The sequence below is a fragment of the Paenibacillus sp. FSL R7-0331 genome, from assembly GCF_000758645.1.
Classification (GTDB): domain Bacteria; phylum Bacillota; class Bacilli; order Paenibacillales; family Paenibacillaceae; genus Paenibacillus_AQ; species Paenibacillus_AQ camerounensis.
Map to the genome: position 1 here is coordinate 4,573,022 of NZ_CP009284.1, position 15,697 is coordinate 4,588,718.

General features: G+C 51.4%; 19 protein-coding genes. All 19 read right to left on the reverse strand.

Translation table 11 applies throughout. The features are described 5' to 3' along the window. On the reverse strand, positions 1–870 hold the full coding sequence (locus R70331_RS19680; RefSeq protein ID WP_042178222.1) for a heptaprenyl diphosphate synthase component 1: 870 nt from the start codon (positions 868–870) through the stop codon (positions 1–3). A 112-nt stretch (positions 871–982) separates the two neighbouring features. Next, on the reverse strand, positions 983–1,516 hold the full coding sequence (locus R70331_RS19685; RefSeq protein WP_042178225.1) for a hypothetical protein: 534 nt from the start codon (positions 1,514–1,516) through the stop codon (positions 983–985). Positions 1,517–1,623: 107 nt separating this feature from the next. Then, complete coding sequence (gene mtrB, locus R70331_RS19690) at positions 1,624–1,872, reverse strand: trp RNA-binding attenuation protein MtrB (protein WP_042178227.1); 249 nt, start codon at positions 1,870–1,872, stop codon at positions 1,624–1,626. 119 nt (positions 1,873–1,991) lie between these two features. Further along, a complete protein-coding gene (locus R70331_RS19695; RefSeq protein WP_042178229.1) occupies positions 1,992–2,264 on the reverse strand; it encodes an HU family DNA-binding protein in 273 nt (90 codons plus the stop codon). A gap of 309 nt (positions 2,265–2,573) precedes the next feature. Next, entirely contained in the window at positions 2,574–4,052 is a 1,479-nt protein-coding gene (spoIVA, locus tag R70331_RS19700) for a stage IV sporulation protein A (protein ID WP_042178231.1), read from the reverse strand. 423 nt (positions 4,053–4,475) lie between these two features. Further along, the gene (locus tag R70331_RS19705; RefSeq protein ID WP_442950553.1) at positions 4,476–5,228 is read right to left on the reverse strand and encodes a YphF family lipoprotein; all 753 of its coding nucleotides are present in this window, start codon (positions 5,226–5,228) and stop codon (positions 4,476–4,478) included. 76 nt (positions 5,229–5,304) lie between these two features. Continuing rightward, positions 5,305–5,673 carry a 2Fe-2S iron-sulfur cluster-binding protein gene (locus tag R70331_RS19710; protein WP_042178234.1) on the reverse strand — a complete coding sequence of 123 codons (369 nt, stop codon included), beginning with the start codon at positions 5,671–5,673 and terminating at the stop codon, positions 5,305–5,307. Beyond that, positions 5,670–6,266 (reverse strand): hypothetical protein, encoded by a 597-nt coding sequence (locus R70331_RS19715; protein WP_042182926.1) that lies wholly within the window; start codon positions 6,264–6,266, stop codon positions 5,670–5,672. The genes R70331_RS19710 and R70331_RS19715 overlap by 4 nt, the downstream gene beginning before the upstream one ends. Before the next feature lie 120 nt (positions 6,267–6,386). Continuing rightward, positions 6,387–6,566 (reverse strand): DUF2768 family protein, encoded by a 180-nt coding sequence (locus R70331_RS19720; RefSeq protein ID WP_042178236.1) that lies wholly within the window; start codon positions 6,564–6,566, stop codon positions 6,387–6,389. Positions 6,567–6,727: 161 nt separating this feature from the next. Beyond that, positions 6,728–7,003 (reverse strand): stage VI sporulation protein F, encoded by a 276-nt coding sequence (locus R70331_RS19725; RefSeq protein ID WP_042178239.1) that lies wholly within the window; start codon positions 7,001–7,003, stop codon positions 6,728–6,730. Positions 7,004–7,069: 66 nt separating this feature from the next. Continuing rightward, complete coding sequence (locus R70331_RS19730; RefSeq protein WP_042178241.1) at positions 7,070–8,110, reverse strand: NAD(P)H-dependent glycerol-3-phosphate dehydrogenase; 1,041 nt, start codon at positions 8,108–8,110, stop codon at positions 7,070–7,072. Continuing rightward, positions 8,103–8,720 (reverse strand): glycerol-3-phosphate 1-O-acyltransferase PlsY, encoded by a 618-nt coding sequence (gene plsY / locus R70331_RS19735; protein WP_042178244.1) that lies wholly within the window; start codon positions 8,718–8,720, stop codon positions 8,103–8,105. The genes R70331_RS19730 and plsY overlap by 8 nt, the downstream gene beginning before the upstream one ends. A 12-nt stretch (positions 8,721–8,732) precedes the next feature. Then, entirely contained in the window at positions 8,733–10,058 is a 1,326-nt protein-coding gene (gene der / locus R70331_RS19740) for a ribosome biogenesis GTPase Der (RefSeq protein ID WP_042178247.1), read from the reverse strand. A gap of 199 nt (positions 10,059–10,257) precedes the next feature. Then, a complete protein-coding gene (gene rpsA, locus R70331_RS19745; protein ID WP_231576320.1) occupies positions 10,258–11,571 on the reverse strand; it encodes a 30S ribosomal protein S1 in 1,314 nt (437 codons plus the stop codon). 168 nt (positions 11,572–11,739) lie between these two features. After that, positions 11,740–12,327, reverse strand: coding sequence for a lysophospholipid acyltransferase family protein (locus R70331_RS19750; RefSeq protein WP_042178249.1), 588 nt, complete (start codon positions 12,325–12,327; stop codon positions 11,740–11,742). After that, entirely contained in the window at positions 12,324–13,034 is a 711-nt protein-coding gene (cmk, locus tag R70331_RS19755) for a (d)CMP kinase (protein WP_042178252.1), read from the reverse strand. The genes R70331_RS19750 and cmk overlap by 4 nt, the downstream gene beginning before the upstream one ends. A 186-nt stretch (positions 13,035–13,220) precedes the next feature. Next, on the reverse strand, positions 13,221–13,874 hold the full coding sequence (locus R70331_RS19760) for a flagellar brake protein (protein ID WP_197071351.1): 654 nt from the start codon (positions 13,872–13,874) through the stop codon (positions 13,221–13,223). Positions 13,875–14,032: 158 nt separating this feature from the next. After that, positions 14,033–15,394, reverse strand: a complete 1,362-nt coding sequence (gene ypeB / locus R70331_RS19765; RefSeq protein WP_042178257.1) for a germination protein YpeB — start codon at positions 15,392–15,394, stop codon at positions 14,033–14,035. A gap of 115 nt (positions 15,395–15,509) precedes the next feature. Continuing rightward, positions 15,510–15,656, reverse strand: a complete 147-nt coding sequence (locus R70331_RS31905; protein WP_167336697.1) for a hypothetical protein — start codon at positions 15,654–15,656, stop codon at positions 15,510–15,512. Positions 15,657–15,697: the final 41 nt, after the last annotated feature.

A 15,697-nucleotide genomic window follows, 5' to 3' on the forward strand; every position in this document is an offset into this window, starting at 1 on the left:
TTACCCCTCCACGGCTGCTTGTCCGGATATTTTCATCTGCAGGAGAAAGCGGTCAAGAAGGGTGCTGAGCTCACTGATCAGATGCTCGTCTTTAATACCCTGTAGGAGTCCTTGAATGGACTGAACCGACTGATGCAGCTTGTCGGTCAGCAGGGTATCACATTTATATTTCATTTTGAGCTTTTTCCAGTCCTTCAGGTCCAGCTCCTGATCCCGCAGCAATACCGACTCTTCCTCTAAAGCGTTCTCCATTATTCTCCAGTAGCAATACCCCTCATATGCCGATGCCGGATCATTGCCCCGCCGCAGTTCGGCGCATACGGTTTCACATAGGCTGAATTCGGCCAGCAGCTTTTCCCATAAGCCGGTGAGACTGCCCTCAATAAGCGGTGTAAAAGAAAGGAACAGCCGCATATTGAGCTGTACCGTATGCCGCAGGTATTGTTCCGAGGAGAGCAGCTGCTCCTTCATCTTGCTGTACAGGCGGGCCTTGAGCACATTGAAATCGGCGATGGCAGAGCTTAAGCTGCCCACCATCTCAATCTGGCCGCTCTTGGCCAGCAGATGATAGAACCAGCTGCTGAAGTAATCGCCGGCCAGCACTTTGAGCTGCCGGGAACGCATCTGGTCCCCTCCCGGATCATCACTTACGTGCTCTATGCTCTCATGCGTATCGAGAGCAAGCTGTACAAGTCCGGTAACCAGTGTATAAAGCTCCTTGTTACGGTCTTCGCCCGCATTCTCGTAACTCAGAAAAATATATAACAAATGACTGCGCCCGTCTGAAAACGGCGGCAATTCCGTATGCCGCTGAATCATGTCGTAGTCTGTGTAGGGTTTAGCTAATTGCGGTATGCGGTACGGTTTCATTTCAGCCTCCGGAGCCATTGACGTTATTACAATATCTTTGTTCACAATCTTGTCTATTATATCACATGTTTTTTTGCGGCGCACTTGGACGTCCTAGTTTCTTTTACCCACATCAGGGATAAATGAACTGCTTGCGCCAGAGCTCGCTTTCACTTATACGGAACCCTTTCTTCAGAACATCAGGCATCGGCTTGTTACCTGTCTTCAGCAGCAGCTGCTGCAGCTGAAGCGACCATTCCCCGCGGCGGATGTCGCCGGCCAGCAGCAGACGGCGGCTGTCCAGCCACTTGTCCTCAGCGACAATCCGCAGCAGCAGCTGATTGACATTGTCCGTATCCTCGAAGGCAAAGGAAATAGCCAGCGCCATGTTCCGGTATAGCTCTTCCGGCTTATGGTCATTACCGGTTACCTTCAGATCCAGAGACAGTACACCGTTTTTCCAGCCTACGCTCCCGATAACCAGGCTGAAGGGCAGGCTGCTTACCAAATCTACGATATTCTCCTCTGCAAGCGAAGCTCCGCCTCCGCCAAGCGCTTGCGCGGCGTACTGCGGCAGCGCAGGCTCCAGGGCGGCCAGCTGCGGCAGCACAACAGGAATCGCAACGGTCACCAGCAATACTGTTCCGATCAGCCAGCCCCGGTTCATAGCCTGCCCCCTTATCCATAGTGTCCGCCAAGCCGTGACATTATACGAGCTTGCCCATTAGCCTATATCTAGTTATATTTTGAAAAAAAGCAGGCTATGCCTGCTTTTCAGCTTTCGCTTTCAAGTTGTCCGTGCTTGCTCCAGATTTCTGCTTTGCCACGGATTTTCATCGCTGAGGTATGGTCGGTAAATTGGGCAATGAGGACCTCGCCCTTATCCAGCTTCTCCGTATGGTGAAACCGTGTGTCCAGCCCGCGGGTAAGGCCGATTACCTGAACACCGTTTTCTTTGGCTTTTACCACAATGTATTCACTGCCCGAAGGTGCGGGGTTCCCGCTGCTATTCTTCTCAGTCATGTCTGATCCTCCTAAAAGTATGATGACTCCGGTGAATCCTCTTCGGAAAAACAAATGCCGCCTTGAAGGGCGGCATCGTAATGACTCGGAAAAACTATAGGATCGATATGTAGAAATCTCTATTTGATTCCGTCTTTGAGCGCTTTACCTGGTTTGAAAGCAGGTACTTTGCTGGAAGGAATTTCGATTTCTTCACCAGTCTGCGGGTTGCGGCCTTTACGTGCGGAACGTTCGCGCACTTCAAAGTTTCCGAAGCCAACCAGCTGAACTTTGTCACCGCTCTGCAGGGCATTAGTGATTGCTTCGAAAACGGCGTCTACCGCTTTAGTAGCATCCTTCTTGGGAAGTTCAGTTGCTTCTGTAACCACGTTGATCAAATCTGATTTATTCATGTCTTCTCACCTCCCTGGGTAAATTTCCGGTATCATACACTCTTTCCGTTTCAACGCAAAATATACGTGATAATCCCGTTAATTACTAGATACTGGCGCCTCTTTCCTAGAAGCGCAACAAACTTATAGTAATACAGCCCACCCATAATTTCAAGGCGTTACTTAAAAAAGGAGCAGAAAGTAGCATTTCAATAGGTCCGCCACCCTGAAATGATAGACTAATAATGTTAGATTCTTCTACCAGAGTACAAAAAAGAGAGCGGATCGCTCCGCCCTCCTGTTTGAACAGGCTGTTTATAAATATGTGTTCTATAAAATGATGGCGATAAGTCCGCCCGAGCCCTCATTGATGATCCGGCCAAGCGTCTCCTGCAGCTTATAGCGGGCATTGTCCGGCATCATGGCAATCTTGCCCTGGATGCCTTCGCGTACGATGGAGTGCAGCGAGCGGCCGAAAATATCGGACTCCCAGATTTTAATCGGGTCATTCTCGAAATCCTGCATCAGGTAGCGCACCAGCTCTTCACTCTGCTTCTCCGTACCGATAATCGGCGAGAACTCCGATTCCACATCTACACGGATCATATGAATGGACGGTGCTGTCGCCTTCAGCCGGACTCCGAAGCGGGAGCCCTGACGGATCAGCTCCGGCTCATCCAGGGCCATTTCAGCCAGTGACGGGGCGGCTATGCCGTAGCCGGTCGTTTTAACCATTTCCAGCGCTTCCGAGAAGCGGTCATATTCACGCTTGGCATGTGAGAAATCCTGCATCAGCTGCAGCAAATGATCTTTGCCGCGAATTTCCACGCCTACCACTTCCATCAGCACCTGATCATACAGCTCCTCTGGTGCATACAGGTCAATCTCCGCCACACCCTGGCCCATGTTCATGCCGCTGAGGCCTGCGCGGTCGATGAAGTCATATTCAGTAAACTGTTCGACCAGACGGTCCACATCCCGCAGACGGCGGATATCTTTTACCGTATCACGGACAGAATTTTCATATGCGCTGCGCAGCCAGTGATTCTCGCCAAGCACCATGACCCAGCTCGGGAGATTGACATTGACTTCGTGAACAGGGAATTCATACAGCACCTCCCGCAGCACACCAGTCACATCATCCTCGGACATATTAGCGGCGCTAAGCGTCATGACCGGAATATCATATTTGGCAGCCAGCTCACCGCGGAGCTGCTGGGTCTCCTCACTGCGCGGCCGGGTAGAGTTGATCACAAGCACAAAGGGCTTGCCGACCTCCTTCAGCTCAGCGATTACCCGCTCTTCCGAGTCAATGTACGAGTGCCGCGGAATTTCAGCAATAGTTCCGTCTGTTGTGACGACTACACCCAGTGTGGAATGCTCCTGAATGACCTTGCGGGTGCCGATTTCCGCCGCTTCCTGGAAAGGAATCGGCTCCTCAAACCAAGGGGTAGAAATCATCCGCGGGCCGTTTTCATCCTCATACCCTTTAGCGCCTTCTACGGCGTAGCCTACACAGTCGACCAGCCGCACATTTACTTCCAGGCCTTCCGCAACCTTGATCTGCACCGCGTTGTTCGGCACAAATTTCGGCTCGGTTGTCATGATTGTTTTGCCGGCTGCGCTCTGAGGCAGTTCATCCACAGCTCTTACCCGGTCTGCTTCGCTCGTAATGTTCGGCAGAACAATTGTCTCCATGAAGCGTTTAATGAATGTCGATTTTCCCGTGCGAACCGCGCCGACGACGCCAAGATAAATGTCTCCGCCGGTACGCTCGGCAATGTCCTTGAAAATATCCACTTTTTCCAAAAGAGATCCCCTCCTCATATTACTCCGAAGAAAAAATGCCTGAAGAGCATCGACTTCGCGTTCCGCCGGTAAACGGACCCTTGCAGGACATCCACCGGACTTTGGCATTGCCCGCCAGGGAGCCTAGCCTGCCTAAGCGGAACATTCTTGCCCCGCGCTAAACTCCGAATGCTCGGACATGCATTTGGACTAGTATCATCATATGTATCCGGAACGGATTTATGACCCGCAGCTGCGCATTTTATGCAGAAATTTCAGCAGTAGCAGCATTCATGTACGCAAAGGGCGCCAGGATGCCCGGAAACCTTCTCATCCAGCATATGAACGGGAAATAAGAGATAGAACTCACCGTGCTGCTTATATATATCCAACTCCATTTGGAAGATAAAAAAGCCCCCTGATGAAGGGGGCCGGATATCACGTTTATAGATGTTCAAAGGGCTGGGGAACCGGCTGGCCGCCGATCCAACGGTAGGCCAGCGACTTTACAGGCACATAATAGGAAGCTGCTTCAAGCAGAGTCCTCAGATCCTCTTCTGCGTCGGGACTGGAACCGCTCTGCCGGACAGCAGTCATAATATCAGCTGCATAATCGGCAAATACATTGCCTTGCCCGTCCATGATGAATTCCAGCAAATCACCGGAATAGACGCTGCTTAGTGTAACTGAAGTCGTCCCGGCGGCTTTGGAATCGACGGCAAAAAGCCCGGGATACAGCTCTTCGCCTGCCGGAAGGCGGCCGCTGTGAGCAGACTTATAGCGGTTCACCTGCCGCTGGACATCGTTGACCTTCTGCACAGTGACCAGATCCATCAGCTTCACTGCAGGCGATGTTTCTTCATCCAGAAGGAGAAAATAGAAATTCCCGCCCTGTTCGAATGCAGCAGACGGAATTTCATCCAGATACCCCTGCCGCTTTAGCTTTGACAAATCGACCACAAATTTTTCATAACGCGGAGTATCCGCGGTGCTGTTAAGAATGGGCAGCAGTCCTTCCTGCTGCTGATAATCATCAACAGCAGCCTGCACCCGCCTGACGCTCTCCCTGCTTGCGTTCTCAGGCTGCTGCTGCTTCTCCGGATACATACAGCCGGCCAGGGCACATAACAGCAATATAGCCGCCATCTGCCGCAGGCCGGAAGACAGCATACTGGCCTTACGTCCGTAATTATACACAGCCATCACCTCCCTGTGCTTTCAACAGGCGGTACATTCTATAATCAGGCCGTTTCGGGTTAAATCTGCCAGCCCTCTACCACAGCTCGTCCATTTCGCCGCGCCGTGCAGCTTCCAATCTGCGCCTCACGGCAGCCTTAAGCGGATCTTCCGGCACAGTGACACTCAGATCATCCCATACCGCAGTCTGGCAGCCAAGACGTATGCCCTGCTCCAGCAGACTGCCGAGCTTGCGCCTCTCTGCCTCCTCCGGCGGGCGTACAGCTCCGGCATAATCCGCTCCTACAGTCACCTTGCACATTAGACAGGCTGATTTGCCGCCGCAGCGCGTCGGCAGCACTACACCAGCCTTACGCGCAGCCTCCAGAAGTGATGTACCTTGCTTAACAACAGCCCTGCGGTCACCCGGCCGAAACGTAACGGTAATTCCATTTTGCGGTTTCATCGTGCAGTTTCCTTCCTGAATTCTGTTTCCGGCGGCTGCCTCAGCAATCCATGCAGCTCTGCCAGGCAGGAGGAGGCAAGCCCGTTCTGATCGGCCAGCTTGTTCAGCAGCAGAGTGTGCAGCTGCCGGCTGCTGTGCATCCTTCCGGCAATAGCGCGGCAGCGTTCCATTCTACCGCGCAGCATGTTATACAAAAGCTCATGTGCAAGCGGCATCAGCCGGATCGGGCGGAGAGTGTTAATCCGGCTGACAGGGGCATAGCGGAGCAGCGTGTGTACATCCACCGTATAACCAAAAGGCGGCACACCGATCCGAAAGCCGCAGACCAGCTCGACCTTCACCCCGCAGACCAAATAACGGCTGCGCCTTGAGTAGCAGTTGCCGCTGTAGTCCTCCTCAGGCCCTTCATCTGCCGAATAACAGCTTAACGCCTGGTGCAGGAGCACTGCATCCTCCAGATCAGCGTACAGGTCTATGTCAGCAGGCGGCTTGCCAAGCGCCACGTTATGCAGCAGCAGCGCACAGCTCCCTCCCAGCAGCCAGACCGGAGGCTGCTCCATCCGGCTTAAATCCAGTGCTTCCGCAATCCTCATGAGTGCTGTCTCGTGTATTTGCCGCATCCCTGTTCCCGTCATCTGTGCACGCCCCATTCCTGAGTAATCGGTAACCGATTGTTCCAGAAAACACATCTGACTGAGCCCGGTTGTAAATGCTTACATAATTGAAGCCGCTCCGCTGAGCAGGCCTACCAGCATAACGATAAACGCGATGATGGACAAAATAGCTCTGAGCAGGCCCTTCGTCCTGCTGCGCGCAAATGTGATCAGAAATACGGATACGCCCATAATCAGTATCGCAGTCAGCGACAACCACATCTTCGTCATCGGATCCATAGCCGCCCTACCTCCTGCCGCTTATATTGAATTGCAAATATTATAGCATGAACATCCGGCGGCGAAACCTGCAAAGTTCTATCTGCAGCAAAAAAAGAGCCAAAAACCGGAATCAGTCAGACTCCGGATTTTGCTCTTTTGAAAGGCAGAAAAAGAAGGTGCTATTTTTTCATCAGCATTTTCATCAATGACTCCATCGTACCGGAACCAGTGCCGCCTTTTTTGACCGCATTGACAATTTCCTGCACTGTAGCCTCAGTGACCGGCACTTTTGCCATTGCTGACACCTGCTTGATCAATTGGCGAAGCTGGGCTTCATTTTGCGTGGTTCCCGGCTTCACCGTGCTTGCGAGCTTTTTAACAGCACCCGGTGTTATATTCTTGCCCGTTTTTTTGTTGATGGCGTTCAGGGCATCCTTGGAAAAATCTCTGTTCACTCTTCTTCCCTCCTCCGTCAATCCCCACTACAACATATGAGAATATCCGGCAAAAGGTGAACAATCTCAGGAATGCCACTGTTCCCAGGTTTCCTGCGAAATAGCCTCCATCTCCGTTTTGCGGTCACGGCCCATTAGGGCTTCCACCGCGCTGCGCGGTGTTCTGCCCTTAAACAGCACATGATAAATCTGATCGGTTATCGGCATCTGTACACCCAAATTAACAGAAATAGCGTAGGCGGCTTCCGTCGTCCGGATTCCCTCCACAACCATTCCCATGGACTCAAGTACCTCGGCAAGCGGCTTGCCCTGCCCCAGCATCGACCCAGCACGCCAATTCCGGCTGTGCTGGCTGGTTGCCGTCACCACAAGGTCGCCGAGTCCGGCAAGCCCGGAGAAGGTCAGCGGGTTCGCACCAAGCTCAACACCGACACGGGAAATCTCGGCAAGCCCGCGGGTTAGCAGTGCTGCCTTGGCGTTATCCCCGAAGCCGAGACCATCGGATAAGCCGGCTCCAAGGGCGATGATATTCTTCAGCGCTCCCGCCAGCTCTACGCCAAGCTGATCCCGGTTAGTATATACACGGAAATCATTATTGATGAACAGACCCTGTGCAGCGACAGCGCGTTCCTCATCTGCTGATGCGACAACTACCGTAGTCGGGCAGAGGCGCACAACCTCCTCGGCATGGCTCGGTCCGGAAAGGACAACGACCTCACCTTCCTTGCAGCCCAGCTCCTCGGAAATAACCGTGGACATCCGTTTCATGGTTTCTGTCTCAAAACCTTTAGTGGCATGAATACAGAGCATATCTGCCTTCCAGAACGGCTTCAGGCTGCGTGCCACCTGACGCATACCGGAGGAAGGCGAGACAATAACCACCGCTTTGGTGCCGGCAGCAGCCAGCTCCATATCTGTGGTGGCAATGATGTTCTCCGGCAGGCGAATCCCCGGCAAAAAGTGTTCGTTCGTGTGGTGCTCATTGATTTCGGCAGCTTGTTCGGGCCTGCGTGTCCAAAGATAAACTTCCTTGTGGTTAGCCGCCAGAACAGATGCCAGTGCAGTTCCCCAGCTGCCTGCAACTAGCACAGTTACTTTATCAGACAACACGATTCCCCTCCTTGGCTTTGGAGCCGATTTTATTTTCTTTTCCCTGTGAGAGCTTTATGATATTGCTGCGGTGGCGCCAAAAAGCAAAGACTGCGATAATCAGACTGCCCCACAGCTCCGGTGTTGTGTAATCGGCAAACAAAAGGAAGACCGGAGTGAGCGCTACAAAAATCAGGGAACCGAGGGATACATAGCGGGTAATTACAATAGACAGAATGGCCAGGATACCCGCAGCCAGTGCGGGCCAGAAGAACAGTGTCGCCATGACGCCGATCGCCGTAGCAACACCCTTGCCCCCGCGGAAGTGGAAATACAGCGGCCAGTTATGTCCAATAATAGCTGCGATTCCGCAGCCGACCGCAACCCAGCCTCCCCAGCCGCCGGCCCATGTTCCAAGCCAGACTGCGGCAACTCCCTTCAGCACGTCCAGAACCAGCACCAGAATAGCCGGTCCTTTCCCCAGCACCCTCAGCGTATTAGTTGCACCGGCATTGCCGCTTCCGTACTGGCGGATATCAATTCCCTTAAGCAGCCGGGCAAGCAATACGCTGAAGCTGACAGAGCCAAGCAAATAGCTTACAACGATAACCAGAAGTTCAAACGCCACTACTCTTCTCCCCTAACTTTCGTTATCAGATTTACGCCGTGTAAACAGGCGGATTGGTGTGCCTTCGAAATTGAATGCAGCGCGGATTTTATTCTCCAGATAACGTTCATAGGAGAAATGCATCAGCGACGGATCATTTACGAATACCACAATCGTCGGCGGCTTCACGGCAACCTGGGTTACGTAGTTAATGCGCAGGCGGCGTCCTTTGTCTGTTGGCGGCGGGTTGATTGCAACGGCATCAGATACCACATCGTTGACCAGGTGGGTTGTAATCCGCAGGGCATGCTGCTGTGCAACATGCTGCACGACCGGCAGCAGTTTCTGCAGGCGCTGCTTCGTTAATGCAGACAGGAACACAACCGGAGCATACGACATGAACAGGAAATGATCACGGATCGTATTTTCAAAATGCTGCATGGTCTTGTCATCCTTCTCAACGACATCCCATTTGTTCACAACAAAAATAGAAGCTTTACCAGCATCATGGGCATAACCGGCAATATGCTTATCCTGATCGATGATGCCTTCCTCGCCGTTGATGACAACCAGTACCACATCTGCCCGTTCTATAGCACGCATAGCACGCATAACGCTGTATTTCTCCGTGCTTTCATAGACCTTTCCGCGCTTACGCATACCCGCTGTATCAATCAGGACATATTTCTGCCCGTCCCGTTCAAAAGGAGTATCGATTGCATCGCGTGTAGTGCCCGCCACATCACTGACAATAACGCGCTCTTCTCCGAGAATAGCGTTAACCAGTGAGGACTTGCCTACGTTAGGCCGTCCGATCAGGGCAACACGAATTACATCATCATCGTATTCCTCATCAGTCTTGTCCGGAAGCTTCTCAACAACAGCATCCAGCAGATCGCCGACACCTGTACCATGGCTGCCGGAAATACCAATCGGATCGCCGATGCCCAGCCCGTAGAATTCATAGATATCATCCGCACGCTTCATATTGTCCACTTTATTAATGGCCAGAACAATCGGCTTACCTGACCGAAACAGAATCTGCGCTACCTCTTCATCCGCATTTGTCAGTCCGCTCTTGGCCTCACACATAAAGATGATTACATCCGCTTCCTCAATAGCCAGCTCGGCCTGGACGCGGATGGACTTCAGGATGAAATCCTCGCCGTCTACCTCAATCCCCCCGGTATCAATAACACTGAAGGATTTGCCGTTCCAATCAGAAATTCCGTAAATCCGGTCACGGGTAATACCCGGTTTATCTTCTACAATGGCCAGTTTATCACCAATCAGCCTGTTAAATATCGTCGACTTACCGACGTTAGGCCTCCCTACAATGGCCACAACGGGTCTTGCCATATTCCATTCCTCCTGTCTTACTTACGTCTCTCATCATAGCAAAAAACAATTCAATTGGCTAACACCGTTAAAACACAATCGGCGAACCCCCAAGTGAGGGCTCGCCGATTACTTTACCCGGTATGACACCGCATATAAGAGCGCATAAGTCACCCTATGCAGCATTCTTATGCTACGATGCAAAGCTTAATGTAAGGGATTAGTTGTTACCCTTGAATTTATCCAGCTTGTCGCCGAAACGCTCAGCCAGAGTAAAGCTGAGGCCTTCGTTGCTAAGCGATACGTTAGGATTGTTCAGAACTTCTTTTGGAGCTCTGTCCTGTTTTTCTCTGCGTTCAGGTCTAGCCGTAGGAGCCGGAGCTTCTTCGGTTTCCTTAATGCTGAGGCTTACGCGCTTCTCGGATGGATTGAAGTCCAGAACCTTAACCTGAACTTCTTGTCCTTCTTTAAGTACTTCATGCGGAGTTCCGATGTGCTTGTGGGAAATCTGCGAGATGTGCACAAGGCCTTCAACACCTGGAAGCAGTTCAACAAATGCTCCGAAGTTTACAAGGCGTTTTACTTCGCCTGTTACTACATCGCCAATGTTGATCTTGCCTGCAGCGGAATCCCAAGGACCTGGAGCGGCAGCCTTGATGCTCAGGCTGATTTTACCCTTTTCAGGATCTACTTTAAGTACTTTAACAGTAACCTTGTCGCCTTCGGACACAACGTCAGACGGCTTCTCAACGTGGTTCCAAGCGATCTCGGATACGTGAACCAGACCGTCAACGCCGCCCACATCAACAAATGCGCCGAACTGGGTCAGACGTTGTACTGTTCCTTCGATAACCTGTCCTTCAGTCAGCTCGGACATGATTTTTTGCTTGTTAGCTTCGAATTCTTCTTCCAGCACTTCCTTGGCAGAAAGAATAACCTTGCTGTTCTCGCGGTCCAGTTCTTTCACTTTTACGCGAAGTGTACGGCCTTTGTAGTCGCTGAAATCTTCTACGAAGTGACGTTCAACCATGGAAGCCGGAATAAATCCGCGCGCGCCGACATCAGCTACGAGGCCGCCTTTGACAACGTCAGCCACAGTAACTTCGATCACTTCCTGGGAAGCAAAGTACTTCTCAAGATCTTCCCATGATTTTTCGCTGTCAATTGCACGCTTGGAGAGCACAAGGCTTTCCTTGTTGTCGTTGACGCTTACTACTTTGCATTCCACTTCTTGTCCAACTTCAACCGCTGCAGCAGCGTTGTCCAGCTGTACGGAAGAAAGTTCGCGAATCGGAATCACACCGTCGTATTTATATCCAATGCTTACATAAGCTTGGTTATCTTCGATTTTGACGATTGTTCCTTTCACGGTATCGCCTTTTTTCACAGAAATGATTTCCAAACCTTCTTGGCTAGTCACTTCTTCTTCGTTGCTGGCAACAGGTGCAGCGGTTTCCACAGCTTCTGTCACTTCTGCAGCTTCGTTGTTCTCAACATTAGCCGCAGCTTCCTGATTTTTAATTTCTTCAGACATGTGATTACCCTCCTCGATTCAAAACCCCATTTATTTAAACCCGCGTAAGAGCAGGGTTCAAAACAATCAATACATGTATAACATTTACAGTATTAAGATAGTATGTGCCAAAAAATAGCGGTTATCCCGTTATCCCTAAGCAACTGTAAAAACCTTAAGTAACCGGATTTAATTGGCGCTGGGCTTACCGGTCTTGATCATCTCATGAATCCGTCCCATGATAACATCGGTAACTTCTTCAAGCGAATCACTTCCCGCTCCGTCAAAGGCGCTCAGGTCAATGGGCTTTCCGTAAATAACCGTCATCCGGCGGAAAGGTTTGTAAGAGCCGATAATAGCGGCTGGGACAACTGCTGCCCCGCTGCGGAGCGCAAAGCTGGCCGCACCCTTCTTCGCCACTCCGGTATCAGAGTTGCGCGTTCCTTCCGGGAAGATACCCATAACATTTCCGCCGCGAAGCGTATTAAGGGCCGTTTTTATGGATTCTTTGCTTACGCCGCCACGTTTGACAGGAAAAGCGCCCAGCTTCCTGATAAGCCAGCCCAGCACAGGAACTGCAAACAGCTCAGCCTTGGCCATATACTTGACCTGACGTTCCAGCTTAATCCCGATCGTCATCGGATCGAGTAGGCTGATGTGGTTAGCGCAGAGCAGTACCCCGCCCTCCTTTGGCACATTTTCTTTTCCCACAATTCTAAGCGGGAACAGGATGGCATAAATCAAGCGAAGCAATCCACGGCAAATTACATAAATCATGAATGATTTCTCTCCCCGTCAACATGAGATCTGCAGTGGGAGACAATGGCTTCCACGGCTTGATTGATATCCATAAAGGTCGTGTCCAGAAGAATGGCATCCTCTGCACGGCGCAGCGGTGATATTTCCCGCCCTTCATCAAGACGGTCACGTGCTGCAATATCGTGTTCAAGCTGTTCGAGAGTCACTGTTTCCGTATCCTTCAGCTCTTTATAACGCCGGAGAGCCCGCTCCTCCACGCTTGCCGTCATGAAAATCTTCACTTCGGCATCAGGCAGCACGGTCGTACCGATGTCGCGGCCGTCCATGACTACCCCCTTGCGGAGTGCCATCTGACGCTGCAGATGACTGAGTCTGGAACGCACTCCCTCAAGCTTCGAGTACTGCGACACTTGGCCGCTGACCTGAAGACTGCGGATATGCGGTGTTACGTCTTCCCCGCCTAGCAGCACCTTCTGTACATCTTCCTCGGGAATGAGCTCAATTACCATGTCCCGGACAATCCGGTCCACTTGACTCTCATCCTCCGGCGGTATGCCTTCACGGAGCATATACCAGGTAATTGCACGGTACATGGCACCGGTATCAACATAAATGTAAGAAAGCTTACGTGCTACCAATCGGGCAACAGTGCTCTTGCCTGCCCCGGCAGGTCCGTCGATGGCGACGTTAATTCTGTCGTAAGTATGTGTACCCTGCCTGTCCAACGGGGCATTCCTCCTCAAACACTCTTTCAGCCGAGGTTCCGGCTGGCTGCAGATTCCCAAGGAATCTGCTAATATTATCAAGAAAAAAGCAGGCATTGCCTGCGACTTATAAAATTATACCACAGTTTGGAACACAGTGCAAAACCGCTTAAAGGGCAAAACGTGCAAAAATATACAAAAAAAACGTCAGCGGTTGCGGAAATCGAACTGCCGTTCGAAGCAATAACGGATAATTTTTTGCCGCTCCGCATCAGTAATCGCCGAAAATTTCAGCATGACAAGATTGCGCCCGTTATCCAGCTCCTTCATCCGCACAATCTCTCCTTCAAAATTCGCATGCTCAATACTGCCGTTACGGTATGGCAGGAGTATCCAGCAGTTCAGCTTGTCAGCCAGCGCAAATTTCACCTTTCCGTCACTGAGAAAAGAGGTTCCGCCACCCCCGATATCGTCGGTGCGGACCAGTATCCGGCTGCCCAGCGTATCCTTTACGGCCAGCTCCAGCTCCGCGTTTACCCGCAGAAAGCTGCGGCGCTGAATCTTGAAGATATGCTCTGCCTCCGGCTTACGGATCCGGATCATCCGGATCACATCTTCTTTGAATCCGATAACATGAGTGTTGAAATAATTTTTGATGCCGCCCTCAGTCAGAAAATAAACAGAGAGTTCATCGCCCATAAACAGCTTTTTTAGGCGGGCTTTGCCGATCTGCATTGGAATTTCAATCAGAATGGCTTCATCCTCGATATCCGCAATTCTGGATCTGTATTCATTCTCTCCTTCTGCCCCGTCACTGGAGGCAACCTGTATGTAAAGATGTTCATTAATTTTGGGATACAATCCGGTCACCGCCACAAGTTAGTAATTAAGCATATTACTGATTATAGCACGGGCTTTTGATAGCGGGTTAGTAAAAATTGCCGGGCGGCCGGCCTGATTACAAACAAAAGAAAAAGGAGCGTTCCCGGCGGAACCGCTCCTCCTTCAATCTGCATGCTTTATTGCTTATCCTGAGCCCCTGAGGAGGTACGCACTTCTTCGACCGCTTCCTCATTGCCGTCAGCCGCGTTCAGGTATATCCGGTACTGTGAGCCGTTGATTTTGCCTCCGAATTCATAGGTCAGCAGTTCTACAGCATCCTCATTTTCGATCCAGGCCAGCCGGTGGTACAGCTCCCTGAATTCCGGGTTCAGATTCTTTCTCACACTCTCAAGCGATAGACCGGGCTTTGGAATCTGCCGTTTTTCCTGATGCTCCTTGGCATAATCGCTGGCCTGGAAGCCCGTAGGCTGTCCCGTATCCAGCCCGACGCGCACTGTTATTTTTTCCGGATAGATCAGTACACCGTCCTGGCTGCTTACAAAGGTCATATTCCCCAGATTATCATACCGGTCCGCGCTGACTGCCGTCATCCCCGGATACCCTTTTTTTGCGAGGAACTCACCGGCCTTCACTGCAGCCTGCTCCAGTGAGACTTTGGCTTCCCCAACCTCCCGGTTGTCATTATAGCCGATTAGAAGCCCGCCTTCTTTGGTGAAGTTCATGGTAACCGGCTTCTTATGGTCCGGACTGGTCACCGTAGCGGTGTATGAAGCCCACTCGGTATCCTTCCCGTTCTCGCTGATATCCACCTTCGCATTTCCGCCCGCACCGGCAAGCTTCACAGCCTTGGTTCTGATGTCCTCAGCCGTGACCGGCTTGCCGCCGAGCTTCTTCACAGACCGTTTATCGTATATACTCGCCACAGACGGCCCCCAGTCCAGCTCCGGGTAAGCAGCAACCCGTTTATCCACAGTTTTGAACCCGTCGATAATCGTGTTGTCCTCTGCCTTCTCCTCGGTCGCAAGCGCAGACTCCACATCCATCCACCGCAGCTTTTTGCCGATAACCTTTTCCTGAACCTCCTGGAGGTCCTTGGAGATTTCACCTGAGTTTTTGTAGAGCGCCATCAGATTAGCCATCTCACCTTCGGTCAGCGGCTTCTTGGTGAAATCACGGACAGCGGCCTTATAAGAGAAATTGGATATTTTGGACAGAAACTCTTCCGTCTCACTAAACGGCAGCAGTGTAAGCGGAAGCTGGTTAATCTCGTTCTGTGCTTCACTGGTCAGCCGCCACACGTTAACCAGACCTTTGCGGTGCATCCCGTTAGAGGCGGAATTCACAGCCAGCGTATTACCGAGCTCACCATGGAGCCGCTCCACGTGATAGGACAGATCATGAAAAGCACGCTGATACTGGTTCTCCGCTTTAATGAGAATCGAATTTTTCTCCTGGTTCTCCTGATATCCCCAGACGAGCGCTCCGACCAGCAGCAATGTGGTGAGCGGGAACATTATGGCACTTAATCTTTTGTACATAGGGCTGCAAGACTCCTTTCAGTAGCTTATTGCCGTTAGTTTGACAATAACTGAGAAGAGTTATGCACCTCGCAGGCCTGCAAAAAAAAGAGATTACTTCCAAATGCAGCTTCGTTCAGGCCCGCTCCTCAATATCAAAGCCGGTGCTGCTGCTGCAAAGACACTGCTTAAAGCCGGTCTGAATGACCCCCTGCTCCCTGCTGCCTCTTAATATGTAGGATTCTCCACACTGTCTGCATACAATCCGAACCTTTACACGCAAAAAAAAGACACCCCCTCTCTTCTCTGGAATTCCAGCTTCTG

Bases quoted from the DNA above. Each gene is read 5' to 3' on its own strand.
- R70331_RS19720 (WP_042178236.1), bottom strand. From the start codon at position 6,566: ATGGATCCGATGACGAAGATGTGGTTGTCGCTGACTGCGATACTGATT.
- R70331_RS19695 (WP_042178229.1), bottom strand. From the start codon at position 2,264: ATGAATAAATCAGATTTGATCAACGTGGTTACAGAAGCAACTGAACTT.
- R70331_RS19680 (WP_042178222.1), bottom strand. From the start codon at position 870: ATGAAACCGTACCGCATACCGCAATTAGCTAAACCCTACACAGACTAC.
- R70331_RS19685 (WP_042178225.1), bottom strand. From the start codon at position 1,516: ATGAACCGGGGCTGGCTGATCGGAACAGTATTGCTGGTGACCGTTGCG.
- ypeB (WP_042178257.1), bottom strand. From the start codon at position 15,394: ATGTACAAAAGATTAAGTGCCATAATGTTCCCGCTCACCACATTGCTG.
- R70331_RS19710 (WP_042178234.1), bottom strand. From the start codon at position 5,673: ATGAAACCGCAAAATGGAATTACCGTTACGTTTCGGCCGGGTGACCGC.
- R70331_RS19750 (WP_042178249.1), bottom strand. From the start codon at position 12,327: ATGATTTATGTAATTTGCCGTGGATTGCTTCGCTTGATTTATGCCATC.
- mtrB (WP_042178227.1), bottom strand. From the start codon at position 1,872: ATGACTGAGAAGAATAGCAGCGGGAACCCCGCACCTTCGGGCAGTGAA.
- der (WP_042178247.1), bottom strand. From the start codon at position 10,058: ATGGCAAGACCCGTTGTGGCCATTGTAGGGAGGCCTAACGTCGGTAAG.
- R70331_RS19715 (WP_042182926.1), bottom strand. From the start codon at position 6,266: ATGAGGATTGCGGAAGCACTGGATTTAAGCCGGATGGAGCAGCCTCCG.
- rpsA (WP_231576320.1), bottom strand. From the start codon at position 11,571: ATGTCTGAAGAAATTAAAAATCAGGAAGCTGCGGCTAATGTTGAGAAC.